Consider the following 23,193-nt stretch of genomic DNA (forward strand, 5'->3'; position numbering starts at 1 on the left):
TCGTTTTTTCAAAAGAAAAAGATCCACAGCTTACATGCTTCTATATAATATATAGAAACAATAAAATGTGGATCTCTTCTTTTCTCCGTCACGTTTATTAACTTGTCTATAATGTTAACCTTTCATGAAAGCGGTGTCAACAGAATTTTTTCACATTTTCGTCACTTTTTTTGGTAATGTTTCCATAGTTCTTTTTTTGATGTCGTAATTGCTGTCGCACCAGCATTTAAAGCTCTTTCAACATCTTCCACAGTACGAATGAAACCACCCGCTAAAATCGGGACACCAGTACGCTCTTTCACTTCAGCAATCACATCCGTTAGCGCACCAGGAAGCACCTCTATATAATCCGGCTTCGTCTTTTCTAGCAAATTACAGCTCTTTTCCATCGCGCTAGAATCAATTAAAAAGATGCGCTGAATAGAGACGACACCCTTTTGCTTCGCCTTCATAATCACGCTCGCCTTTGTCGAAAGTAACCCGTACGGTTTATATTCTTGGCATAAAAACTCCGTCGCATGCCCATCACTTTGTAATCCATGGATCAAATCAACATGTAAAAACACCTTTTTACTATGCTGCTTCGCAAGTGACACAACACTCTTCAATTGACCAACATGAATATCTAAAATAACAATATACTCATACGAACTATGTAATAGCTTTTCCAAATCTTTAATTTGCCTCACTGCCGGCAAAATCTTCTGTTCATGAAATTCCATTCTAAATGTCCCCTTCTTTATGTCATCCTATCCTTTATAGTACACAATTTGAGTAGAAAGAACAGCTAGTGCGGTGGAATTATTTCCTCTATCTATATATTTTCTTCAACTTATCAGAAGCCGTGCCACCTATAACCATTAGTATGAGGGGTAAAAAATTCATTACATATGGTGCATCTGCTACAAGTGTAATGCTTGCTCCGGCAAACTTATTTAACATCCATAAAACGATTTTTGTAATAAACAAAAATACGCCCATCATAAATAAACTATCGAAAAACACCTTCCATTTTGGATATGCTAACTGTTTACTATCTTCAATTACTTTCTGCGTCAACTCTTCGTCACTCCTTAATAATTCATCAATCGTAATACCGAACAGATCGCTTAAATGAATAATAATTTCAATGCTCGGATAGTTCTTTCCCGTCTCCCATTTCGAAACAGACTGCCTACTTACATGAATTTTTTCAGCCAAATCATTTTGCGACCAATTTCGTTTCTCTCGTTCTTGTTTTAAACGTTCACTAAAAATCATACTGTGTTTATCACCTCTCTACGTCTAGTATGGTCAAATAACTGATGAAGAGTAAAGCGAGTTGTCGTTGCGTTAGCTGTGCAACTTTTACGTTACAGGTTGTAATGGCGCTATGTAGTGTGTATATTTCATATGATATGCTCCTATAATAATTTCCCGAACAATAATATAACGAACAGATACTAGTTAAGACTAGATTAAGCATAAAAAATACGCCATCCTTTCTTATCATTCTCCAGAAAGAATAACGTACAGTTTCATTTTTAAACATTTTCATCACAAAGAAAAGAAGCTAACCATAAACTGTTAACTTCTCAGCTGAAAATAAAATATTATCTTTCCTTATCTTCTAATATCTAGGTTGTGATTGAATATTTGTAAGATGAACATCAAACATATCAATGATTTCAAGAAATCTATCAGCTTCACGGAAAACATGGTCTGCTAATAACGGATGAATGATACTCTTTATTTTACATTGCTCAATTAAATCACGCGCTGTTTTCTTAAAATCCCGAAGAGATGTAACCGACACACGATTTTGATCTAAAAATTGATCTAAAAGAGGGACTGTTTGGGATTGTGGCTTCATAGATTCTAAGTCAATTGCTTGATACATCAATTCATCAAAATCATTACTAAAATTCCGAGCTGTATCTACAAGCTTTCTTTCCGATGGATCAAGAAGATGACCAATAAATTTAGCGTGATCTGCCATAATCCTTAAAAAGAAAACATTTTCTTTAATAATAGCATCAGGAAGAGCATCTAATTTCCCTTCATTTAATTGTATTAAACGTTTTCTAAAATAATCAGCTTCCCTACTTGTATGGTCAACTAACAGTGGAAAGTTATTTTGTCCTGGCAATTTACACGTGAGAATTAACCCTAAAATTTTTCGTTTAAATCCCCAAATATTAGTTGCGGCTTGTTGTACTTCTGAATTAAATCTTTTTATTTGCTCAGGATCTGTTTCATTTGTATAGGAATGCGCTATTTGTTCGATATGTTCAAACAATCGATAAAATTGATTAGCCTCTTCGATTAGTTGCGTATCCTCACATCTAAACCCTAAGCGAAGAAAAAAAGAATGCTCCTTCATGATTCTAGACCAAAAACGAATTTCATTTAATGAACGCTCAACAAACATTACAGATGTAACACCTGTATCAGGATGTAATGTTGTTTCATCCCCATGCATTGTTAATCCCCCCTGTAGATACTGCGCTATTTCCATTCTTATGAGTGAACATATATATAAATACCATCAATAAAAGTTCATGATGAATATCATATACATGTAGAATTAAGCTTATATAAGCTTAGCTTGATGAACATATACTGCTCCAAAAAAAGAAAAAAGGCTACCACCTAGATGTAAAGTTCTCCTAGTTGGTAGCCTTTCAAAATGTCTATTAAAGCAATACCGAATCTTTATCACTATCCTGATTCCGTTTCTCTCGCTCTTCTTCTAAACGCTTCATATACACTTCGCCTTCTTTTTCGATAAACTCATTATCCATCTCTTGCTCTTTTTTTGAAGTATATAAAACCATGTAGCCACTTAATACGATCCCGACGATTACAAGATACACCCACCATGGTAAAGTTTCCACTGTACTTCATTCCTTTCCTTAGACAAGCCTTATTAGTTTCACTGTATGAGGAAAGAAGTGGATTTATGCTTAAAATTTATTGCGGATTCTTCGCGAAGAACGCTTGTACATATTCCATAAACTCTATTGGTTCCTGACGAAACGGTGCGTGGTATCCTTTTTCAATGATATGAAACGTACTATTTGCAAATAGCTCATGATACAGTTCACCATTTTTCCAAGAAACGCTCTTATCGTGTCGTCCCCATATAATTAAAGTCGGCACCTTAATTTTATCGGCTTCCATCGCAATGCGGCGCTCTCTCATTTTCGTCAGTTGATCATAATGCTCTTTATCATCGCGACTATTTTTCACTGCATTTTTATTATAATCTGTAATCTCTGTTACAGTTTGTAAGTCCGTTGATAGCGGTGGCACTTCATAGCTTTCTTTTTGCTGGAAAGACTCTATCCCTGTAGAATCCGCTAAAACGAGATGCGTTACTGCATCCGGATATAAATACGCTAAATTTAGAGACATCTCTCCGCCCATCGAATGACCCAGTACTGCGAATTGATCGTATCCGAGTTTCTTCATTAACTTATAATATAAATTCACTTGCGCAGGAAACGAATACTGAAAATCAACCGGCTTCGAAGAACGTCCAAATCCTAAAATATCAACCGCGATAATCGTATGGTCCTTTACAAGTTCCGGATAAATATCACTAAACCCATCTGAAGAACCACCAAACCCGTGAAGCATAAGTAAAGGCGGCTTCCCCTCACCAATTTGCTTAAAGTAAATCGTCTGCCCATCAATTTGCGCCATACTCTCTTTCGTATGCAGCTTCATCACAACAGTATTTTTCACTTCTCCAACCTTCGCAATCGGCTTATCAACGAAGTTACATACAATTAACAAAACGAGCACAATACCGCTAATGAAATAAAATTTAAACCGTTTCAAAATTCCCGTCTCCTTTCTCAAGTTGCTACTTAAAGTTTTTACATTATTTGGTTGTTTTATGATTATTTTTAACTGTAACCACGATAGTTACAATTATACTAAAAAAATATTACTCATTGCCATTAGTGATGGTTACTTCGTAACTATTATAGTTACATATTTAAAGTAAGTCAATTTTTTTTACGACCAAAAAGAAAAGGGACCTCGTTATGAGGTCCCTTCACTTTATTATTTAATTTAAAAATGGTCAGCGTGTGAGTCTTGCTTGCTAATACCGCCACCGTCACCTTTATTGAAGTTGGCCGGTGCTCCTCCATCGTCTCTATTATCTGCTGGTGCTCCACCTGTCTCTCCAATGTTAACGTAGTCTGGTCTTGCTGGTGCTGGAACATCACCGTGCTCCGCTTGTTGTACAAAAGAACTATTTAAACCGACAGATACAATACCAACTAACACTATACCAGTTACAGCCATACCTATTTTTTTTAACATTATTTTAATGCTCCTCTCTCTATCTTCTTCTCTTTTGCCTGTAATGCTTTGTAAAAATAATCACTTGCTTTCATGTAATTAGCATCCTCACGAAACTTTATTGCAAGTTTTTCCACATATTCCTGAGTGTAACTATATAAAGATTCTTTATCAAAATAAGTAATTCCTTTAAGGATAATCTGCTCTAATTCTTTAATAGGAACATTACCATTTACTGCTTTTAAAATACTAAAATGATGTATATACTCTTCATTTTCTAACTCCATACAAATATTTAATCCTCTATCAATTAATTCTTCAGCAATGTTTGTTTCTCCCAGTTTAAAATGTTCCCTAGCTTGTAGGAAAATCGCTTTGAAATGTGCTGGGAATTTCTCTGTTACTTCCGAAAGATGTCGAATAGCTAGTGCAGAAAGGTTTTGACTTGCGTATAGCCATCCTAAATTATGACGTACCCTTAAAAGCAATATAGCGTTATCCTGTTTTTGTAGAATATCTATCGCTGAATTTAGACACTCTTCTGCTTGTTCATATTGCTTTATTTGTATGGCAGTTAGTCCTAAAAGATTTTGAGATAAAGCAATATTCATATCTTGTCCTGATTGTTTTGAAAAAATTTCTTTAGCTTTATTTACATATTTCATTGTATTCATTGGTTGCCTTGTATTGTAGAAAAATGCAGAAAGACGATAACAGAATTCCCCATATTCTAATTCATCAGGAATATATTTTATTAGTGTTTTGGCCTTCTCATAACATCTACTTGCATCATTGTAATTTGATATTAGAGTTGCATGCATTGCCTTAAAAAAATAATAGTAATATGACAAACGATTTTCAGACGTTTTATAAATTTCATCAATTTTATCAAAACTATTTTTAGTAATTTGTAAGCCATCCGCCAGCACTTTATATCTAAAATCTAATAAAGAGTAATATAGCCATAAATCCCCATCCTCTTTTACATTAGAAAATTCACTCTCAATATCTTCCTTCATTTCCCTAGCTTTCTCTATATCTTGCTGCAACATTACACGATACCAATCATCTAAAGGATGTTTCATTTGCTCCCGTGTTACTACATCTGCTCCCATACACTCGCATCCCCTTTTCTCCAAACTTACAAAATTAGGATATTTATACAATTATTCAAATTGTATATCACCACCTCTTTTCTATGTATTGAAAAACAATTGTCAGAAAATTTATAATTTAAATGAATTATACCAAATATTTCTATTTATAAAATTTGAGAAACATTTTTCAGAAAATTTTATAGCCCAAATAAAAAAGCAAGCAGTTCCAGCGATCCGCTAAAACTACTTGCTCTCCTACTTATTATTTCTATTTTACTCTTTAATAAATTCCTTCGTACTTCTTACTGTATCAATTGGACGAACTAATTTTTCAATTTCTTCACGCTTTGGCTCTAGGAACGGAGGTAATGATAACTTTTCGCCAAGTGTTTCGTATGGCTCATCCCCCATAAATCCTGGGCCGTCTGTTGCAAATTCAAATAAAATTTGTGGTGCTACTCTTGCGTATAATGACTCGAAGAAGTGACGATCTACATATCCAGATGACGGAAGTTGGGCGCTACCGATTCTCTCAATCCACTCTTCTAATACAGCGCGATCTTCTACGCGGAATGCAGCATGGTGCACTGTACCAAAGCCTTGTTGTGCTTCCGGAAGAACCGTATTATGTTCTACAATGACAGAAGCACCGTTTCCGCCTTCGTTTACTTCAAATAAATAGAATTCTCCTTCTTGCGCAATCTCTTTAAATAATAGAACTTTTTCTAACACTTCTTTGAAGAAACTAAAGTTTGCGATACGAATAAATACAGGGCCTAAGCCAGTAATTGCATATTCTAATGGAACTGGACCGTTTTGCCATGGTGTACCTGATTCGATCCCTTTATCTAATTCATCAGAGATTAATTGATAGTGTTGATCATCGAAATCAACGAAAGAAAGAGTTTTCTTACCAAATTGCTCTTTAATGCCTGTATGTTCTACTTCAAGACGGTCAAAGCGTTTTACCCAATATGCTAACGCTGCATCAGTTGGCACTCGGAATGAAGTTTTTGAAATTTCATTTGTACCGTGTACTCCTTTTGGAATACCTGGGAAGTCAAAGAATGTCATATCTGTTCCTGCACTACCTTTATCATCTGCAAAGAATAAATGATACGTTTGAATATCATCTTGGTTTACTGTTTTTTTAACTAAACGCATTCCTAAAACGTGAGTGAAAAACTCATAGTTCTTTTCTGCACTACTTGTAATTGCTGTAACGTGGTGAATTCCTTTTAATTGGTTCATTTTATATTCCTCCAATGGTTTTTAATTTTATATTTTCTCTTCAATAGGTGCTAATTTCGCTTCAATTTCTGCTCGCTGATCTTCTAAGAACGGCGGTAAATCAAGTTTTCCTCCTAAATGTTCTACATCTCCATCAACTGTAAATCCTGGTCCATCTGTCGCAATTTCAAATAGGATTCCGTTTGATTCGCGGAAGTATAAGCTTTTAAAATAGAAACGATCGATAATGCCAGAAGAATGGAAACCTTTTTGTATCACCTGTTCTTCCCAATAAGCTAGCTCTGCATCGTTTTTTACACGAATTGCTAAATGGTGAATGCTACCGCGGCCCGGCTTTTCAGTAGGACCATCTAAATATTTCACAACGATTTCTCCGAAGGCTTCTCCTTTAATAGACTGGAAAACCGCTTCTTCATCGCTTCGGCTAACTTCTGTATAACCAAATATATCTGTTAATGTATTCGCCAGTTTATCAAGTCTACGCACTGTCATTTCCACAGAACCCATTCCTTGAATTTGATGCTGTGCAGGAACTTCGGATTTCTCCCACGTTTCCCAGTGCTCTACTTTTTCTCCGTTTGAAACGAGTAGTACGAGACGAAGACCTTCCGCATCCTCAAATTGCAAAGCAAGACGATTTGCATATGTTGTTATTTCACTATGTTCCACACCAAGTTTCTCAAATCGTTCTTTCCAGTAATGTAAGCTTTCCTCTGAAGGAACGAGTAATCCGATTCGAGTAATTGCATTCGTACCACGGTACGTTTTTCCTACTAAAGGCATTTCAAAAAATGATAGTTCCGTACCTGGACTTCCTGTTCTATCTCCGTAAAATAAGTGATACATGGATGGATCATCTTGGTTTACCGTCATTTTCACACGGCGTAAACCAAGTACGTTTTTATAAAAATGGTTATTCTCACTTCCGTTTTTTGTAACCATTGAAATGTGATGATGCCCTTTAATTTCATACATTGTTTATTCCTCCGTTTCATTTTACTAATCAAGTGATAACTAAAAAATAATATTTCCAACAAATAATATGGTTATTAACTTTTCAATTTATGCTTATTATGTTTTTGTAAATTCATCTTAGTTTTTACTGAATAAGTTACTTCGTTTTTTTAATCGAAAGCAATTGAGTGTATGTTTTTCATATGACTCAATCGCTTTCGTTACTATCACTTTACAACTCAAGTGATTAAAAAGCAAGTTATTTATCTCAAATTCGAGATATTTTTTATTGCATAAAATTTCGGACTAAAAACACAAGAAATTCTTGGTTTGGAGACATTATAAAATTCATAAGTTGATGGATGTAGGATATCGCCAGCATTCAAAAAACACGCTAAGAGTATGCAAGGTTTTTTACAGTTTTTCAGCTAATTCAGTAACAAACAGAAATCTTAAAATCCCCTTCAGGATAGAAATGTATAAAAAAATGTATAGATTCATAGAGCAGAAAAAGAGGGTTCCCTTGTGAGAGCAGGCTTCTCCTTTTTCCTTGCTACCGATAATGAGACGTTATGTTAACCTCATATGTATAGAATATACAGTTAACTAAAAATGAAAAGTTTACATTTGAAAATGAACAATAAAAAACAGTAGTGTATAAAATCACTACTGTTTTTTATTGTTTCTTATAAGTGAATTATTTGTATTCCTGTCTATATAATTTAAACGAATAAATAGCTCCAACGAAGAATACAAAGGCTTCAAATAATATAAAGATTTGACGGAAATTCTCGATATCTTTACCAACTAAAGAAATAAATATGCAATTCATTAGAATTTGAGTAGTAAACATACAAGAAATAATTTTAAAATAAATAGCATTTGTTCTTTCATCTGGTTTACCAATTTTTTTATAAATAATAATAAGTGCAATTACTGAACCCAAAAATAGAAGTGCTGTAAGTCCTACAACGATATTGAAATTGCCTGTACTTTCTAACATCCATTTGTTTAATAGATCAATCATTATTATCTTCCTTTCCTACATAAGAGAATATTTCGTTCTTCTTTTTCACTATAATAAAAAAAGAAAAAGGAAAACATCGAACTTTCTTACAAACATTCGTGTATTCTTACAGTTTTGTCATTTTGTAAATATATTCACCGCCTTGCCTTTCGCTAACTGGCGGTTCAGCTTGGCGAAAGCTAAAAACCCGCCGAAAATAAGAGCCAGGAAATGAAATTTATATTGCCTAATGCTTAAAACTACTTCCTATATCGAAAATTATGTAAATAAGCTGCCCATATGGGCAGCTTATTGTATTTTTTGCTTAGCATATTTTTCTGAAATGCTGGCGGTACTCACCTAAAAAGTTGCTATGCTCCCATTCTAGTGGCAAGATATGTTTTATTAGTTCTTCGTTACACCCATGCGTACTTCTTAACTATTTTATTTCATTTTCAATAAAAAACAGCCTCACTAAGCTTATTAACACTTAATGAGGCCATTTGATTCACATTATTAATTATGGAACGTCGGTTTATAGAACGAACGATTATCAAGTGCAAAGACACGCTCTGTGTATTCGCCTGGTTTTGTGCGTCCTAATGCGCGGTCCATCATGTTCATTTTTGCATCTAAGTTATCGATGTAGTGCAGAATTTCTGCTTCTTTTACTAATGGTGGTTTTGGGCTACCCCATTCTGCTTTTCCGTGGTGAGAAAGAACGATGTGTTGAAGAATTAATACTTCTTCTGCATCGATGTTCAGCTCATCTGCTGCTTTACCAATTTCGTTCACCATAATAGAAATGTGGCCTAATAAATTTCCTTCTAACGTGTATGTTGTGGAAATTGGACCAGATAATTCGATTACTTTACCAAGGTCGTGTAAAATAACGCCCGCATATAGTAAGTCTTTATCTAACGATGGGTATAAAGCCGCAATAGCTTTCGCTAAATCAAGCATCGATACGACGTGATAAGCTAGTCCAGATACGAACTCGTGATGGTTCTTTGTCGCTGCTGGATATTCTAAAAATTCGTTTTGGTGCTTATTTAACAAATGTCTTGTTAGACGCTGAATGTTTGGGTTTCTCATTTCAAATATGTATTGCGTAATTTTTTCGACCATATCTTCTTTTTTCACTGGTGCTTTTTCTACGAAATCTGAGATGTCCGTTACTTCATTTTCATTCGCAACTCGGATTTGTTTCACGCGTAATTGAATACGTCCTTTGTAGTTTAAAATATCACCAGCTACTTTAACGATTGTTTCTGCTACATATTGTTTCTCAACTTCTGGTGATACGTCCCATAGCTTCGCTTCAATATCTCCACTTGGATCTTGTAAGATTACTGTTAAAAACGGCTTTCCATTGCTTGCTAAACCTTTTGTCGCTGTTTTAATTAACAAGAAAACATCGACTTGTTCACCAACTTCATATTCTGCAATTTTCTTTTTCATTCGAATTCCTCCACCAAATCAATTACTTTTAGTATAGCATACTACAACTCATTTTCTTTACGCTTATGCGTTAATTTTATAATCTGTTTTTCTGTAAAATACGTTAGTAAATGCACATGGCATGTAAAGAAGATTACTTGTCTATCTTGCGCAATTTCCTTTATTAGTTCAATTGTGCGATTTGTCCTTACCCCATCAAAATGTACGAAACTATCATCAATAATAAACGGATAGTCATGCTCAAATGTTTTCGCTAATGCAAATCGTAACGATAAATATAACTGCTCCGCTGTCGCTTGGCTTAGTTCATGACTGTAAAAACGCATACCGTCGTTACGCTCAACGATGAACGGTTCCGCCTCTGACGGTGAAAAGATTTTACTATATCGTCCGCCTGTTAAATAGACGAAATACTCTTCTGATTTTTGTAAAATACGAGGAAGATGTACTTCATGATAATATTGCTTCGTTTTCGTTAACACTGTCTTTGCGGCCGCATACGCAGCCCACTTCTTCACTTGTTCACGTACTTGCGCTTTTTTCATTTCCCATTCATGCAATAAATCACCGTACGTACTACCTTCTTCTAAATTCGCAATTTCCATACGATGTTTCGCCATGCGCTCTGTCAGTTCTTTCTCTTTCGTAAGACAGTTTTGTGCAACTGTCAGTTCTTGCTTTAATTTTTCCTCATAACCGTCAGCCTCATAATGTTCAGCTAATGATAAACTCGTTAAACGCTGTTCTAACAAATCAATTTGCGGTAATAAACGCCCTACTTGCTTCTCAGCATCTTCACGTTTTTCCGATAGTTTACCTGCTTCTAAAAACATCTCTTCATCAGTTGAATGTGCGATATGCCATAAACTATCTCGCTCTACTAACAGTTGTTTCAATTGCTCTTGCATGAACTCATATTCTTCTTGCCATTCCGCCAGCTTCTCTTTTCTCTGCTTACAAGTTTGGCGCTTTTCTTTCTCATTTTGCATACGGCTTTGTGCCTCGTGCAGCTTACTATACTCCGCACTACCGATAACAGTTTCTAGTTTATGTTCAAATTGCGAAATCATTTCATATAATGAAGATTTACGAGCGCCTTGTTTCTCTAACTCACGATATAATTGCTGCATTTTTTCCATACGCTCAAACGCTGGCAATATGTGTGCATACGTATAAAATTCAGGGAACATATAGCGCATTTTATACACATCTACTTGTTCGCTAGTGCGGAACGTTTCTCTCTCCCATTCCTCATACGATGAAACGACTTTATCATACGCTCGTTCCATTTGTTGTAACTTATACGACTCGCGCTCAAATAGCTTCCGAATCTCTTCATCTTTTTCTAACTGATAGCGAACAGACATCGCTTCTTCACTTTGTCTCCCGCCAGCACTTTGCTGAAGAGTAAGAAACTCTTCTTGTAATCCACTTGACGGATCTTTATATAAAACGAGGGCCAGAACAATCCCTACAAAAATAATGACACTAATAAATAAGAGTAGGCGGTTATCTATAAATAAACTCGTGAATAAAACAAGCGTGTTAATAATAAGTAACAGAAGACAAACTCTTTGCCACTGCTTTTTCTTTTGCATAGCTGCTCCTGCTTTTTCCTCATACTTGCGCTTCATTCTCTCTGCGCCCATACCGATAAACGCCGCATCTTGGAACGACTTCTCTTTCTCCGCTAACGTATTTCGCTCTTCCTCCGCTAACATTTGTTGCTTAATCTGTCTTATGTTTTCTTCTTGTTCTTCTAATTGCTCCTGCGCCACTTTAAAACGGTCATCGAGCTGCGCTTTTTGCGTTTCTAGTTCGCGCGCCTTTTGCACTGCTTGGGTAATTAACTCTTTCGTTGCCAAACTCATATCAAACGAAAGAACTGTTTCTTTTTCAAAAGTAGCACCGATTTGTTGCTCTAGCTCCGTAAGTTCTTCTTTTATATTCGTAATCGTTCCTGTCATATCACGCATTTCTTGGCGTGCATTTTCGTAAGACATGTGCTGCATACGAAGTTCTTCTACATAACTTTCTTTTTGTAAAAACTCTTCATCTATTTGAATCGATTCCATTTCCGATTGCACATTCTCTATTTTTTTATAGAGCGAATCAACTTGTAATTGGAGCGGCTCCATCTTCGCCTTAATCGCTTCATAACGCGCCATCCCGTTTACAGGAAATTGCCCGCTCTCGTTTTGTAACACTTTCTCATGCGCACGCTTTTCAATAACGAGAGGCTCAAGCGCAGCTAATATTTCATAATCTTGCTTTCGCTTTTCTGCACTCTCTTTTTCCACGCGAACAGCAGCAAGTTTCTCTTCACTTTCTTTTAACTGCTCCACTTGCTTTTCATACGTGCCAATTTTCCCTTGCCACTCTTTCATCTTCTCTTCAAGCTTCTTCATCTCTTGCAGTGACACGTTAATTTCTGGTTTACGACCACTCGGCTTAAAGCGCTGATCCATTTCTTTTTCTAGCTTTTTATCTAGCTGTAATAACGCATCACTTCCGACTGCACTTGCCGAAAATAAATAATTGCCGATATCCGCTTCGCCTAGCTGGTGAATATTTTGAAGACCGTGCATATCAAATGAAAAGACAGATTCAAATAAACTTTCATTCATCCCGCTTAGTATGTCCTGTAAAATTTCTTCGCCGCCCGTTTTTCCGTCTTCAAAATAAACGGTCACCTCACCAGCTGCCGTCTTTGGCAATCGTTCAATTTTCAAACGACCGTACTTCTCTGTTTGCACAGTCATCGCACCGCCATACTTGCCGCCTTCTTTCGGCTCATAACGGCGCTGTCCTCTCGTCGGAAAACCGAATAAAATACTTTTCATAAACGAGCGAATTGTCGATTTCCCCGCTTCATTTTCACCGTACAGCACCGTCAGCATTGAAAGATCCATTTCCACATTTTCTAATTTTCCGTACCCATAAATATGGAGTTTTTCAATTCTCATTTTTTATCCCTCTCTTGCTGGAATAATTGCTCTAAAATAATATTTTCCGCTTCCTTTTGAATCTCTTTCTTCTCTTCTTCTGTAAAAGATTCAATACTATTACGCGCTACAGGAGATGTCCAAATCGTGCGCAACACACCGTCCATATTAGTGAACGCTTCTAACTCTTTTAGCACACTACCGACGAAATGATTTTCTTCTTTCAAACGCTCGATTTCCGCAAAAGAAACCGTCTCATTTTTCCACTTCATCGCATATACGAAATCTTTTCGCTCTTCTCCCGCTGCTAAAATATGAAAAATCTCTTCCGCGCGCTTGTCATCACGTAAATAAGGAGAAAGTGGGCCCTGCCCTGTAAATATGACAGTTAATAGTGTCCCTTCTTCTTCTCTTCGGCATTCATTCATCATGGTTGATATCACCGTCATAAGTTCATCAACAGTTTCCAGTCCATCGATACTCACTTCTACCTCATCCCACACAACATCCGCTGTATGGAAAAATGAACATTGCGTTCCCTGTTTCGTAAGTTCAATAAGATACGCGCCCTTCTCTCCAGTTTCCTTACGATGACGCCCTTGTATATTCCCTGGATAAATAATGCACGGCTCTTCTAATAAAATTTCACGTTTATGTATATGACCAAGAGCCCAATAATCAAACTGCTTTTCTTTCAGCTCACGAATTTGAAACGGTGCATAGCGATTATGCTCTGCATCTCCTTCCACACTTCCGTGAAGCATGCCAATATGAAAAGGTGCATCACTCATTTTCATATACTGCGCTGTCATATTATCCGTTACCGCTTGCTGTAAATAACTAAACCCGTAAATAGAAGCGAATAGCTCACCATTTTTATAAAATGATTTCTCTTCTACATAAGGCTCCGTAAACACATGAACATTTTCCGGAAACTCAATTGCTGCCCAGCTTCCCCCTAAATGATCGTGGTTACCGTGAATAATAAAAACAGGGATATCGTACTGCGACAGTCTCTTCATTTGCTCGCGCACAAACACTTGCGCCCTCAAACTTCTCGTCTCCGCATCATACAAATCCCCGGCTAGTAATACGAAATCAACGCGCTCTTGAATCGCTTTATCAATAATACGTTCGAACGATTCAAACGTACTTTGTTTCATTCTCTCCCAAACAGACTGTGGTACATTCATCTCCATCCCTTTAAACGGACTATCCAAATGCAAATCAGCCGCATGTATAAACTTCACTTGTTTCACAAATAACGATCCTTTCTATATTTCAAAAGTTTCATTTTATCAATATTAAAATTGCTGAAAACTTTAATAAGTAGGCATGAATAGACTCCCCAATAGTTACAGTTTCACCTTACCCCGTATTAACGGGCAGTAGACAAAGAAGCTTATCTGAAAGTTAACTGCCCATAAATACCCGATTGGTTCAACTAATAATAAGCAGGGGATAAAAAACTCCCCTGCTTATTAAAGTTTCACTTTATTGTAACACGCAATGTCATATATTTCTTTGCATATTCTAGTGATTTATGCCAAAATAGTTATAAGATTCTGATTTTTATTATTGGAGGGAATTTTCATGGGAGTATACGTTCTAACAGTCTTTGAAAAAGATGGTTCAAAAGCATTAGATGAATCATTCGAGGCGGCAACTGAAAAAGAAGCGAAAGCAAAAGGTGAATCTATTTTACAAGAAAAAGGATTGCACGAAAAAACACATCGCTGTACATCTTCTGCAGGTAAGCTCGTTTTATTCCAGCGCTAAAAAAGAAGCGTCATCCGCTTCTTTTTACTCTACTATATCTTCGTCACACCACGTAAACACCACATCTAGAATGCGATTACCGATACGTACGCGCTTATTCCATTTTCCTGTTTGGATCTGATGTTGCAATTCTGCTTTCATCTTTTCCGTCCAGTCGTGAATCGTTTCACTACCGGCGTACGGATATACGCTCGGAAACTCTTCCTGCAGTAGATGCAAGCTCTCTGCATCAAAATGAAAATGGAAGAAGTAGTTTGCTGTAAGCGATGGTTCTTGCAATCGTAAAAAATGATCATCAACTTGCTTTCTATTCCTATAGAAAGTAAAGATATTCACTTTACCGCTCGTAATTTGGTCAATTTGAATTTCGTGCTTCTCTATAATCACGTCTTGTCCACCTCGTTATATACTATCCTTAGTATATATGTCTTTTGCAACAAAGTTAACCATTTTCGCGCGAAATTCATTTCCTTCATTAATACCCGTACCTCCAAGTATGATCAGAACAAACAAAAAACAAAGTTGAAGGGGAGCGATCACATGTATTTCGGAAGCAAAGGTTGGTATGTAAAAGAACTTAAAAAATTAGGTATTCGTACTTACGAAGGTAAAAAACTAGAATCATATCGTACGCATGTGTTATCTAGTTTACTTGAGAGAATGAAGAAGGCTTCGGCTTAATTGATGTAGGAAGCAACTACGGTTGCTTCCTTTTTATTTAGTAAATAAAAAGAAAATCATCATACCTTAACTTATTAACTTTACCGTTATACTTCCTTGATAGAAACCACCCATTATCAACTGAATCTCTAGTACCAAATACTCTTCCAGATAATCATTTGTATATATTTTAAATTCTCCATACTTATTAACTCGTCCGCTTCCAACATACATATCACCACTTGTTATGATAATTGTTGAATGAGGTTCTGCACGGCCCCATATACGACTATTACTATAGTCCAAAGCATCCACATTTATTTTTTGATGAATATTATTAACTGAATCTCTACATTTATTTTCACACAAATTAACATTGCTTTCTTCCGCCCTCGAAAGTGCTCGATTCCTGCTAGTCTTTTCTGAAGAGAAAGCAACATTCCCCAGCCAATTAAACCTATCAAATATAGTAATAGGTAAAAACATCTAAGTTAACTCCCCCCATTCTTCCAATACGTTCTTCTCATTTTTATGAACTTATAACAATACATTTTATGTTGGGATAAAAGAAAACAGCTTTGATTTCCTATTCAATTTCGCACTGTTAATTTGTACAGAACACATAGAATACTGTTTTTCACCCCAGATGCCATGACAACACTACATAAAAGAAACCACGGTCCATTAAATGTAAATCCATCTTCAAATATATTAATAATAATTATGTTGCCAATTATTAAGAGAATCCATGAAATGGAATACTGTTTTCCATTTGTAATATATAAAATTCCATCCTCATAACAGACTGTAATTCCCCCACCTTGCCAAACACCAATAGCGAAAGAAAAAAGCATAACTGCCAATAACTCTGCTTGTAAATCTCTAGTCATTGGTTGCGGCGCCGTATAAGTAATAATCCCTATCATCATGAGAAAAGTAATAATATGTATCCAGTTTAATTTTGTTTGTTTGCTTTGCAGCCAAATAAAGAAAATTACTACAGAAATTAAAAACAAAGTTGCCATTTAATTATTCTTCTTCCTTTCCCACATTAAAAACGTCTGTGTAACGCAATTAGAGCGTTCTTAAATCTCTCATACTTTCTAAAGCATAACATGAGAAAGAAATAAAAAAATCGTACAAAAGGGCAAGCCTATAATGTACGATTGGGCATATATAATGTTTTAAAAATGAATTAATTTCCTTTCAATAGATACAGCTACTGCTTCTGACCTTGAATTAACACCTAATTTATTGTATATATTTGTTAAATACGCTTTTACCGTTCGCTCAGCTATTCCCATATCGAATGCAATTTCTTTATTCTTATTTCCACGCGCAATAGCTTTCAACACAAACAATTCTTTTTCTGTTAAGTTATTTTCTTCAACCATATTAGCATGTATTTCTTTCCTTTTATAATTCACTATCTTTTCCATAATATTGGGTTGTAGTAATATCTCACCTCGAATAGCCGCTTCCAATGTTCGAAACAAATTCTCACGATCCGTATCTTTTAGCAAATATCCTTTTGCCCCTAACTCAATTCCCTTTAACATTAATTCATCTTCGTTATAAGTAGTTAATATAATAATCGGCGTATGGTTTTGTTTTTCATTCAAAGCCTCAATTGTTTCTAAACCACTCATTTTAGGCATATTCAAATCCATTAAAATAACATCAGGTTTCTTTTTTTCTATGAAAGAAAGGGCTTCTTCTCCGTTTGCAGCCTCACCTATAATTTGAAATGAATCACTCGTTTCTATTATTAATTTCAGACCTTCTCTTACAACGAAATGATCATCCACAATTAATACGTTATACTTCATGGCTATCTCCTTCATGATTGATAGGTACTTGAATATACACTTTCGTACCCTTCATCTTTTCACTCAATATATGTATTTCTCCATTCATCAATCGAACACGCTCATTTAAGCCAATTAAGCCGTAATGTCCAGGATTCTTACCGATATCTCCAGTGTCAAAACCAATTCCATTATCTTCAACTTCAATAGTAAGTTTTTCAAGATCATCGATATATTCAACTTTTAAATTTACCTCTGTTGCCTGCGAATGTTTTGCGATATTCGTTAAACATTCACTAATTACATATAAGCAGTGCTCTTTTACTACGCTTGAAATATGCGGAGGGCTTTGAATAGTAAATCTCACGTGTATAGACGTAGCCTCAGAAAAACGTTGAACTTCTTCCTCTACTGCTTTATTAAATGAATTGGTAGTATGACGCAAATCATCAATAACCAGCCTTGCATCATGTAAAGTTTGTCTCGCTCTTATCATAGTTTGTTTCATAATCTCTTGAGATCGCACTGTATTCCCTTTTTGCATATGGGCATCTATTGCTTCCAATTGCATAATTAAGCTCGCTACACCTTGCGCTAACGTATCATGTAAATCTCTTGCCATTCGCTGTCTTTCATTAGCTAATGTCAATTCTTCCACTCTCATATATGCAGACTCTAACTCTTGAATATAACTCTGTATACGATTACGTGCATCAAATTGCTGCTTATTAATATAAGAAAAAGGAATAATAATTGCTAACACTAAAAGAAACATAGAAATAAGAATAGCTAATTTATTCACACCATAATTTATACTAATTGCAGTACAAAATATGGCGTACATAAGAGTAAAAACTGCTATTACTTTAAATATATTGTGATAAACATATAGACTTTGGGCAATTAAAATAGGTGTTAATCCAACAAAAATTGCTATCGAAGCATTTGGTACAATAAATGCAGCCAAAAACACAATGAAAAGTTGTACAAAAAAGAAGTATAACAATTGCCTATTCCTTAATGAACTAGCATACCAATGAAAAACAGTATGAATAACAATGACTATTGTAAAGAAGAAACTATCCATTGAGAGAATACTATTACGAAATTCTAAAAGCATTGAAGCTATATATACGAGTGTAATCCATAAAATAATAAACCTTCTTGGAATAAATACCGCTTCCAATACATTTTTATCCAAATCTATATTTGAATTTATTTTTTTCATATTCGACCTCCACCATTATATTATACAAGATACAGCTTACATTTTGATAAAGTGAAGGCTTTTACATACAGCCCGACTCCCACAAATAGCGGGATAAGTCACTTATTCCTCTTCATCCTCATTACCAAATACAAATATTAATTATTGTATATCGAAATGCATTGATATTTATGTAAGATTATTATTCAGCAATGCTACATAATTAATGTATATTTTAAAAGTTTGCACAATCAAAATCTCCTCAAAGTATAAACGACGACTTTCTGTTCCCTTTTACTTAGTGCTAATGAAATAATCATTTAAACTGAAAATGCTATAATAAACCCAATCAAACTAAGGGGGCACATTTATCTTGCACGGAAAACACATTCGATTTCATGAGTTTGGGAACCCAAAAGATGTATTACAAGTTGAATATAAAAATATAGAACCATTAAAAGATAATGAAGTTTTAATCCGTATGTTAGTTAGACCGATCAATCCATCTGACTTAATTCCCATAACCGGAGCGTACGCTCATAGAATCCCTTTACCTAACATACCTGGTTATGAAGGTGTTGGTATTGTCGAAGATGTAGGTACGGGCGTTACTAGAGAGCTTATCGGTAAACGTGTTTTACCGTTACGAGGCGAAGGTACTTGGCAAGAGTATGTGAAGACATCAGCTGATTTTGTAGTCCCTATTCCTGATTCCATCGATGATTTCACAGCGGCACAAATGTATATTAATCCACTTACGGCATGGGTTACATGTACAGAAACGTTAAACTTACAGCGTAATGACGTTTTATTAGTGAATGCTTGCGGATCCGCTATTGGACATTTATTTGCACAGTTATCACAAATTTTAAACTTCCGATTAATTGCTATTACAAGAAATAATAAGCATACAGAAGAATTACTACGCCTTGGTGCTAAGTATGTAATTGATACTTCCACTGCCCCGCTTTATGAAACAGTTATGGAATTAACAAACGGGCTCGGTGCGGATGCTGCGATTGATTCTATCGGAGGACCAGATGGAAATGCATTAGCTTTCTCCTTACGTCCAAACGGGCACTTTTTAACGATCGGTCTTCTATCAGGAATACAAGTGAACTGGGCAGAGATTGTCACGAAAGCAAAAGTGCACGCGAACATATTTCACTTACGACATTGGAATAAAGAAGTGTCACCATATAAATGGCAAGAAACGTTTCATCACTTAATTCGTTTAGTAGAAAATAAGCAATTACGTTTTATGACGGTACATTCTACGTATGACTTAGCGGATGTGAAAGCAGCAGTTGATGTCGTGCAGTCTGCTGAGAAAACGAAAGGGAAAGTGTTTTTGACGAGTTATTAAATGCAATTGAAGAAGTCTTTTTGATTGACCTTTTAAATAGACTAAATAATACGTTTAGAAACATATAATTATAAACACCTGGTATAATTCCATTAAAAGGTAAAAGGAGATTTTCACATGTGGTTCATTTCGGCAATCGCGCCTGTTGTAATAGTTGGTGGAATTGTAGTATTTGTAATGAAAAGATTGGAACATAAATATAAGAACGGAAAATTAGGTAAGAAAAAATCTCAAAAAGCTCAACTGTTATTAAATAGTTTCATACCTATGGGAATGCTTGTTGGCTGTATGATCGGTTTGATTTTCGGTATGTTTTTCCCGGACTTCTCCCTGCTTTCAGTTAGTTTAGGGGCCGGAATAGGCTATTTATTTGGTTATTTCGCCTATGAAATTTATAGTAAGACAGGAGATGATTTTTCATAATCCAAAAAGAATAATCAGGACAGTACATAGTAGTCATATACAATATGTACTGTCCTTTACTTTTGCATCAATGCTATCACCTTGCCTTTCACATCCTATACACCTTTTTTATTGATTTTCCTCTCCTCCCTCTTTTGTATATCCACTTTTTTATTTTCATTGGATCTATACCCATAGTAAAGTAGAGCACATGTAATAACTGAACCTACAATATATCCTAAAAAACATCCTAACCAAAACATAATGTGACTGCCTCCAATGCTTTATAAATTTTATGTAATACAACGCCTTACATGCTCAATCGTTTATTTCTATAAACTATACACCCTCTAAAGTTATTCATACCATTATTTCTCCCCTTACCTCAAATAACAATTTTATTATTTATCATAAAGTTAACACTCTCATTATACATATATAAAGATTGTTGTACTTCTTACTTTTCTCCTTGAAAACAATATATACTACATTTGAAATAAGCGGATACGTCTGCTTATTATCTAAATTCCCGTGCAATATCCCCTCACGAAATGCTAGGAGCAATCCTAGCATTTTATACAATAACGTTTGACGAAAAAGTTTTGGCCACTTTAAACATATGTAAATTATAGTTTCTTTTCAACTTTATCACTTAAACGGTTATATCATTTGAGTAAGCTAGTACATTCGCCCTCATCTTATTTTTTCCACTTATAAAAATCCATCCTCTCTTCTTCATTTTAACTTTAATCATGAAACAAAAAAATCCCCTCAAAGCATCAACTTCAAGGGGGAGCCTGTTTTTCATTTACTTATATACGTACAGCTGTACCACTGACAGCAACCATTAACATTCCATCACGAACAACCTCGTAATCTACGTCAATACCAACGATAGCGTTCGCACCTTTTTGTTTTGCAAGTTCTTTCATTTCATCCATTGCGATATCACGAGCTTCTTTTAGCTTGCTTTCGTAAGAACCAGCACGACCACCGACAACATCACGAACGGAAGCGAATAAGTCGCGGACAATATTTGCACCCATAATAGCTTCACCATTTACAATATCAATATACTCAATAATTTCTTTACCTTGAATTCCAGACGTTGTTGTTACAATCATGACTGACACTCTCCTAATAAGTTGTAATTTTTTAATGCGCTTTCTTATGTCTTTATTATGACACGGAAAAAGTATCTAATCTATTGAATTACCTTACAGGAGTGTGACAATTTTGTAAGATTAAAGCGCCTATTATGCTTAATAAATTGCTTTAACATTCGGATACATAAATGATTCTCTATTTTCTTTCCAATCCTTTTCTACTTCTTTAAAAGTTGGTCGCCCTACTTCTTCCTTGTTTTTCTGTTTATGAAACCATTTCTTTACATACTTCTCCCCATTTTGATTTTGAACTGTACAAAGGAAACTATTACTACTATCCTTTACTATTTTTACAATCACGAAAAGACACCTCTTCCCTTTTTAATATCATAATAGAACTTGATCTTTTACTATAAGCCCTTCCTCTCTTATAGTCATACGACTCCTCGGCCGCGCCAAAGTTGTAAGATCAAAAAACGATATTCACTATGTTTATATTTTGCATCATTGATATGTGAAGTAAATATTATTTAAAGAAATCAGAGTTATAAGCATTATGCTTATCAAATATTTTATAGATTTCTAACTTATCATCTAATTTTGCATCTACTAAAATTAATATATTTCCATCGTAAATGTATTCTTCATATTTCTTAGCATGTTCTTCGGGAATTCCTAATCCGATAAATGCTCCTATTAAACTTCCAGCTCCTCCGCCTATACCGGCCCCTCCAATAGCTGCTGCGATAGGTCCCGCTGCTACGATTGGACCCATTCCAGAAACGGCAAGTATACCAAGACCTGTTAATAAACCACCGAGTCCGCCTGCTACTCCTCCTGCCACAAGCCCTGTCGCTGAAAAGATATCCGCTTTATGTGCAGTTTCATGATTCACTTTTTCACCCGATTTTTCTTCCAGATGTTCAATTTCCTTTTGATCCTTCGCAATAGCTGAAATATTATCCGCCGAGTATCCTTTATCATTTAATTCATTAATAACACATGCCGCATCATCAATTGTTCTAAAAACACCTACTATTTTTCTATCTACATTCATAACTATTAACCTCCTAAAATTTTATATAGTGTATCTTTATCTTTCTTCATTTCTGTATACACTAATCTTCTTATTAACATAACCATTTACGAAAAAAGCGAATAATAAAAGGATTACAAGCGAACTACTTAACAAGTAAATTAAATCAAATGTAATATCAATCATCATTTCATTCATGTATACCAGACTCCTTTTTATTTAAAGTAAAAGTATATTTTTATAGACTAGAAATCTTATAATTCATCTTCAGTCAATCTCTTTGTAGTATATGTATACCCTTCGTAACCCTTTCTAAACCTAAAATACTATAATTATATTTTTTCTTATTTATATGTTTAACATTTTTTAAAACGGGTATGTTTATATTGTTATGCTTACTATATGGAAGGGAATATTTCGATGAATGCAATCCAATCTACTACTATTCTTTATAATGAAACACCTACAATAACGCAGATTCATCATTTTTATGCTTTAATGACAACATTTCAAACTAATTTATTTATAAGTAAACATGGAACACTTACTTCTATTAAAAGCTTAAGCACATTAATATCCTTTTTCCTTACTGTAAAAAAGAGAGAGCTTGTATTATTTATCTTTGAAGGAATAGATGCAAAAAAAGCTTTAAGCACACTCTTTCCTTCTTAAAAGTTTTATTATCCCCCGATTCCCTCGATCGTTACTTTTCATATATGTTTATATTTCAAAATGATTTCCTCTATTCAAAACGAGACCCCCTTATACAATAGGGGGATTTCTAGTTTGGCCTTATGAAAACTGATATAATATATATTA

General features: G+C 35.1%; 27 protein-coding genes. 5 read left to right on the forward strand and 22 right to left on the reverse strand.

Annotated features, from left to right (window positions below):
* Positions 1–161 precede the first annotated feature (161 nt).
* The 13 genes from glpP to ILT06_RS11510 all read right to left on the reverse strand — a co-directional run bounded on the left by glpP (position 162) and on the right by ILT06_RS11510 (position 14,269).
* Positions 162–722, reverse strand: coding sequence for a glycerol uptake operon antiterminator GlpP (glpP, locus tag ILT06_RS11450; protein WP_000394295.1), 561 nt, complete (start codon positions 720–722; stop codon positions 162–164).
* A gap of 88 nt (positions 723–810) precedes the next feature.
* Complete coding sequence (locus ILT06_RS11455; RefSeq protein WP_064473811.1) at positions 811–1,260, reverse strand: helix-turn-helix domain-containing protein; 450 nt, start codon at positions 1,258–1,260, stop codon at positions 811–813.
* A 349-nt stretch (positions 1,261–1,609) separates the two neighbouring features.
* A complete protein-coding gene (locus ILT06_RS11460) occupies positions 1,610–2,461 on the reverse strand; it encodes a DUF2935 domain-containing protein (protein ID WP_088047884.1) in 852 nt (283 codons plus the stop codon).
* Between the two features lie 214 nt (positions 2,462–2,675).
* A complete protein-coding gene (locus ILT06_RS11465; protein ID WP_000449229.1) occupies positions 2,676–2,876 on the reverse strand; it encodes a sporulation YhaL family protein in 201 nt (66 codons plus the stop codon).
* A 76-nt stretch (positions 2,877–2,952) separates the two neighbouring features.
* Positions 2,953–3,825: an alpha/beta fold hydrolase gene (locus tag ILT06_RS11470; protein ID WP_064473809.1), complete on the reverse strand. Its 873-nt coding sequence runs from the start codon at positions 3,823–3,825 to the stop codon at positions 2,953–2,955.
* Between the two features lie 237 nt (positions 3,826–4,062).
* The gene (locus tag ILT06_RS11475) at positions 4,063–4,317 is read right to left on the reverse strand and encodes a Phr family secreted Rap phosphatase inhibitor (RefSeq protein ID WP_222655108.1); all 255 of its coding nucleotides are present in this window, start codon (positions 4,315–4,317) and stop codon (positions 4,063–4,065) included.
* Positions 4,317–5,411, reverse strand: coding sequence for a response regulator aspartate phosphatase (locus ILT06_RS11480; RefSeq protein WP_064473807.1), 1,095 nt, complete (start codon positions 5,409–5,411; stop codon positions 4,317–4,319). The genes ILT06_RS11475 and ILT06_RS11480 overlap by 1 nt, the downstream gene beginning before the upstream one ends.
* 255 nt (positions 5,412–5,666) lie before the next feature.
* Positions 5,667–6,644 (reverse strand): ring-cleaving dioxygenase, encoded by a 978-nt coding sequence (locus tag ILT06_RS11485; protein ID WP_064473806.1) that lies wholly within the window; start codon positions 6,642–6,644, stop codon positions 5,667–5,669.
* A gap of 27 nt (positions 6,645–6,671) precedes the next feature.
* Entirely contained in the window at positions 6,672–7,619 is a 948-nt protein-coding gene (locus ILT06_RS11490) for a ring-cleaving dioxygenase (protein ID WP_103656028.1), read from the reverse strand.
* Positions 7,620–8,295: 676 nt separating this feature from the next.
* Positions 8,296–8,625, reverse strand: a complete 330-nt coding sequence (locus ILT06_RS11495; protein WP_000566281.1) for a hypothetical protein — start codon at positions 8,623–8,625, stop codon at positions 8,296–8,298.
* Between the two features lie 495 nt (positions 8,626–9,120).
* The gene (yhaM, locus tag ILT06_RS11500; RefSeq protein WP_064473804.1) at positions 9,121–10,065 is read right to left on the reverse strand and encodes a 3'-5' exoribonuclease YhaM; all 945 of its coding nucleotides are present in this window, start codon (positions 10,063–10,065) and stop codon (positions 9,121–9,123) included.
* A 41-nt stretch (positions 10,066–10,106) separates the two neighbouring features.
* The gene (locus ILT06_RS11505) at positions 10,107–13,031 is read right to left on the reverse strand and encodes an ATP-binding protein (protein WP_098111552.1); all 2,925 of its coding nucleotides are present in this window, start codon (positions 13,029–13,031) and stop codon (positions 10,107–10,109) included.
* On the reverse strand, positions 13,028–14,269 hold the full coding sequence (locus ILT06_RS11510; protein ID WP_064473802.1) for a metallophosphoesterase family protein: 1,242 nt from the start codon (positions 14,267–14,269) through the stop codon (positions 13,028–13,030). The genes ILT06_RS11505 and ILT06_RS11510 overlap by 4 nt, the downstream gene beginning before the upstream one ends.
* A 334-nt stretch (positions 14,270–14,603) precedes the next feature.
* On the opposite strand from ILT06_RS11510, the gene ILT06_RS11515 reads away from it, so the two are divergent.
* Positions 14,604–14,789 carry a YhzD family protein gene (locus ILT06_RS11515; RefSeq protein WP_000539550.1) on the forward strand — a complete coding sequence of 62 codons (186 nt, stop codon included), beginning with the start codon at positions 14,604–14,606 and terminating at the stop codon, positions 14,787–14,789.
* A 24-nt stretch (positions 14,790–14,813) separates the two neighbouring features.
* Here the strand turns inward: ILT06_RS11515 and ILT06_RS11520 are convergent, their stop codons facing one another.
* The gene (locus ILT06_RS11520) at positions 14,814–15,176 is read right to left on the reverse strand and encodes a hypothetical protein (RefSeq protein ID WP_000582796.1); all 363 of its coding nucleotides are present in this window, start codon (positions 15,174–15,176) and stop codon (positions 14,814–14,816) included.
* A gap of 153 nt (positions 15,177–15,329) precedes the next feature.
* Between ILT06_RS11520 and ILT06_RS11525 the strand changes: the two genes are divergently transcribed.
* Entirely contained in the window at positions 15,330–15,470 is a 141-nt protein-coding gene (locus tag ILT06_RS11525) for a YflJ family protein (protein WP_000273536.1), read from the forward strand.
* Between the two features lie 66 nt (positions 15,471–15,536).
* Here the strand turns inward: ILT06_RS11525 and ILT06_RS11530 are convergent, their stop codons facing one another.
* The 4 genes from ILT06_RS11530 to ILT06_RS11545 all read right to left on the reverse strand — a co-directional run bounded on the left by ILT06_RS11530 (position 15,537) and on the right by ILT06_RS11545 (position 18,485).
* Positions 15,537–15,935 carry a hypothetical protein gene (locus ILT06_RS11530; protein ID WP_064473801.1) on the reverse strand — a complete coding sequence of 133 codons (399 nt, stop codon included), beginning with the start codon at positions 15,933–15,935 and terminating at the stop codon, positions 15,537–15,539.
* Between the two features lie 104 nt (positions 15,936–16,039).
* Entirely contained in the window at positions 16,040–16,474 is a 435-nt protein-coding gene (locus tag ILT06_RS11535) for a hypothetical protein (RefSeq protein WP_064473800.1), read from the reverse strand.
* Positions 16,475–16,633: 159 nt separating this feature from the next.
* Positions 16,634–17,278, reverse strand: a complete 645-nt coding sequence (locus ILT06_RS11540; protein ID WP_064473799.1) for a response regulator — start codon at positions 17,276–17,278, stop codon at positions 16,634–16,636.
* The gene (locus tag ILT06_RS11545; RefSeq protein WP_098103373.1) at positions 17,268–18,485 is read right to left on the reverse strand and encodes a sensor histidine kinase; all 1,218 of its coding nucleotides are present in this window, start codon (positions 18,483–18,485) and stop codon (positions 17,268–17,270) included. The genes ILT06_RS11540 and ILT06_RS11545 overlap by 11 nt, the downstream gene beginning before the upstream one ends.
* A gap of 349 nt (positions 18,486–18,834) precedes the next feature.
* Between ILT06_RS11545 and ILT06_RS11550 the strand changes: the two genes are divergently transcribed.
* Both ILT06_RS11550 and ILT06_RS11555 read left to right on the forward strand, forming a co-directional pair.
* Complete coding sequence (locus ILT06_RS11550) at positions 18,835–19,830, forward strand: zinc-dependent alcohol dehydrogenase family protein (RefSeq protein WP_064473797.1); 996 nt, start codon at positions 18,835–18,837, stop codon at positions 19,828–19,830.
* A gap of 117 nt (positions 19,831–19,947) precedes the next feature.
* Positions 19,948–20,253 carry a hypothetical protein gene (locus ILT06_RS11555; protein WP_222655109.1) on the forward strand — a complete coding sequence of 102 codons (306 nt, stop codon included), beginning with the start codon at positions 19,948–19,950 and terminating at the stop codon, positions 20,251–20,253.
* Positions 20,254–21,044: 791 nt separating this feature from the next.
* Here ILT06_RS11555 and ILT06_RS11560 read toward each other — a convergent pair.
* From ILT06_RS11560 to ILT06_RS11575, 4 genes are all read right to left on the reverse strand, one after another.
* Positions 21,045–21,356: a YbjQ family protein gene (locus tag ILT06_RS11560; protein WP_000637510.1), complete on the reverse strand. Its 312-nt coding sequence runs from the start codon at positions 21,354–21,356 to the stop codon at positions 21,045–21,047.
* A gap of 138 nt (positions 21,357–21,494) precedes the next feature.
* Complete coding sequence (locus ILT06_RS11565; protein ID WP_064473795.1) at positions 21,495–21,698, reverse strand: DUF4028 family protein; 204 nt, start codon at positions 21,696–21,698, stop codon at positions 21,495–21,497.
* Positions 21,699–21,864: 166 nt separating this feature from the next.
* Entirely contained in the window at positions 21,865–22,395 is a 531-nt protein-coding gene (locus ILT06_RS11570) for a general stress protein (RefSeq protein WP_001100080.1), read from the reverse strand.
* Positions 22,396–22,431: 36 nt separating this feature from the next.
* Positions 22,432–22,572, reverse strand: a complete 141-nt coding sequence (locus tag ILT06_RS11575; RefSeq protein WP_001004564.1) for a hypothetical protein — start codon at positions 22,570–22,572, stop codon at positions 22,432–22,434.
* A gap of 222 nt (positions 22,573–22,794) precedes the next feature.
* Between ILT06_RS11575 and ILT06_RS11580 the strand changes: the two genes are divergently transcribed.
* Entirely contained in the window at positions 22,795–23,046 is a 252-nt protein-coding gene (locus tag ILT06_RS11580; RefSeq protein WP_002011075.1) for a hypothetical protein, read from the forward strand.
* Positions 23,047–23,193 lie beyond the last annotated feature (147 nt).

The organism is Bacillus sp. 17RED48, from assembly GCF_019837545.1.
GTDB lineage: Bacteria > Bacillota > Bacilli > Bacillales > Bacillaceae_G > Bacillus_A > Bacillus_A wiedmannii.

What these genes read in the sequence shown, in the direction of transcription:
- glpP (WP_000394295.1), bottom strand. Translation starts at nt 722, where the DNA reads ATGGAATTTCATGAACAGAAGATTTTGCCGGCAGTGAGGCAAATTAAA.
- ILT06_RS11455 (WP_064473811.1), bottom strand. Translation starts at nt 1,260, where the DNA reads ATGATTTTTAGTGAACGTTTAAAACAAGAACGAGAGAAACGAAATTGG.
- ILT06_RS11460 (WP_088047884.1), bottom strand. Translation starts at nt 2,461, where the DNA reads ATGCATGGGGATGAAACAACATTACATCCTGATACAGGTGTTACATCT.
- ILT06_RS11475 (WP_222655108.1), bottom strand. Translation starts at nt 4,317, where the DNA reads ATGTTAAAAAAAATAGGTATGGCTGTAACTGGTATAGTGTTAGTTGGT.
- ILT06_RS11480 (WP_064473807.1), bottom strand. Translation starts at nt 5,411, where the DNA reads ATGGGAGCAGATGTAGTAACACGGGAGCAAATGAAACATCCTTTAGAT.
- ILT06_RS11485 (WP_064473806.1), bottom strand. Translation starts at nt 6,644, where the DNA reads ATGAACCAATTAAAAGGAATTCACCACGTTACAGCAATTACAAGTAGT.
- ILT06_RS11490 (WP_103656028.1), bottom strand. Translation starts at nt 7,619, where the DNA reads ATGTATGAAATTAAAGGGCATCATCACATTTCAATGGTTACAAAAAAC.
- ILT06_RS11495 (WP_000566281.1), bottom strand. Translation starts at nt 8,625, where the DNA reads ATGATTGATCTATTAAACAAATGGATGTTAGAAAGTACAGGCAATTTC.
- yhaM (WP_064473804.1), bottom strand. Translation starts at nt 10,065, where the DNA reads ATGAAAAAGAAAATTGCAGAATATGAAGTTGGTGAACAAGTCGATGTT.
- ILT06_RS11505 (WP_098111552.1), bottom strand. Translation starts at nt 13,031, where the DNA reads ATGAGAATTGAAAAACTCCATATTTATGGGTACGGAAAATTAGAAAAT.
- ILT06_RS11515 (WP_000539550.1), top strand. Translation starts at nt 14,604, where the DNA reads ATGGGAGTATACGTTCTAACAGTCTTTGAAAAAGATGGTTCAAAAGCA.
- ILT06_RS11525 (WP_000273536.1), top strand. Translation starts at nt 15,330, where the DNA reads ATGTATTTCGGAAGCAAAGGTTGGTATGTAAAAGAACTTAAAAAATTA.
- ILT06_RS11530 (WP_064473801.1), bottom strand. Translation starts at nt 15,935, where the DNA reads ATGTTTTTACCTATTACTATATTTGATAGGTTTAATTGGCTGGGGAAT.
- ILT06_RS11535 (WP_064473800.1), bottom strand. Translation starts at nt 16,474, where the DNA reads ATGGCAACTTTGTTTTTAATTTCTGTAGTAATTTTCTTTATTTGGCTG.
- ILT06_RS11540 (WP_064473799.1), bottom strand. Translation starts at nt 17,278, where the DNA reads ATGAAGTATAACGTATTAATTGTGGATGATCATTTCGTTGTAAGAGAA.
- ILT06_RS11545 (WP_098103373.1), bottom strand. Translation starts at nt 18,485, where the DNA reads ATGAAAAAAATAAATTCAAATATAGATTTGGATAAAAATGTATTGGAA.
- ILT06_RS11555 (WP_222655109.1), top strand. Translation starts at nt 19,948, where the DNA reads ATGTGGTTCATTTCGGCAATCGCGCCTGTTGTAATAGTTGGTGGAATT.
- ILT06_RS11560 (WP_000637510.1), bottom strand. Translation starts at nt 21,356, where the DNA reads ATGATTGTAACAACAACGTCTGGAATTCAAGGTAAAGAAATTATTGAG.
- ILT06_RS11570 (WP_001100080.1), bottom strand. Translation starts at nt 22,395, where the DNA reads ATGAATGTAGATAGAAAAATAGTAGGTGTTTTTAGAACAATTGATGAT.
- ILT06_RS11575 (WP_001004564.1), bottom strand. Translation starts at nt 22,572, where the DNA reads ATGAATGAAATGATGATTGATATTACATTTGATTTAATTTACTTGTTA.
- ILT06_RS11580 (WP_002011075.1), top strand. Translation starts at nt 22,795, where the DNA reads ATGAATGCAATCCAATCTACTACTATTCTTTATAATGAAACACCTACA.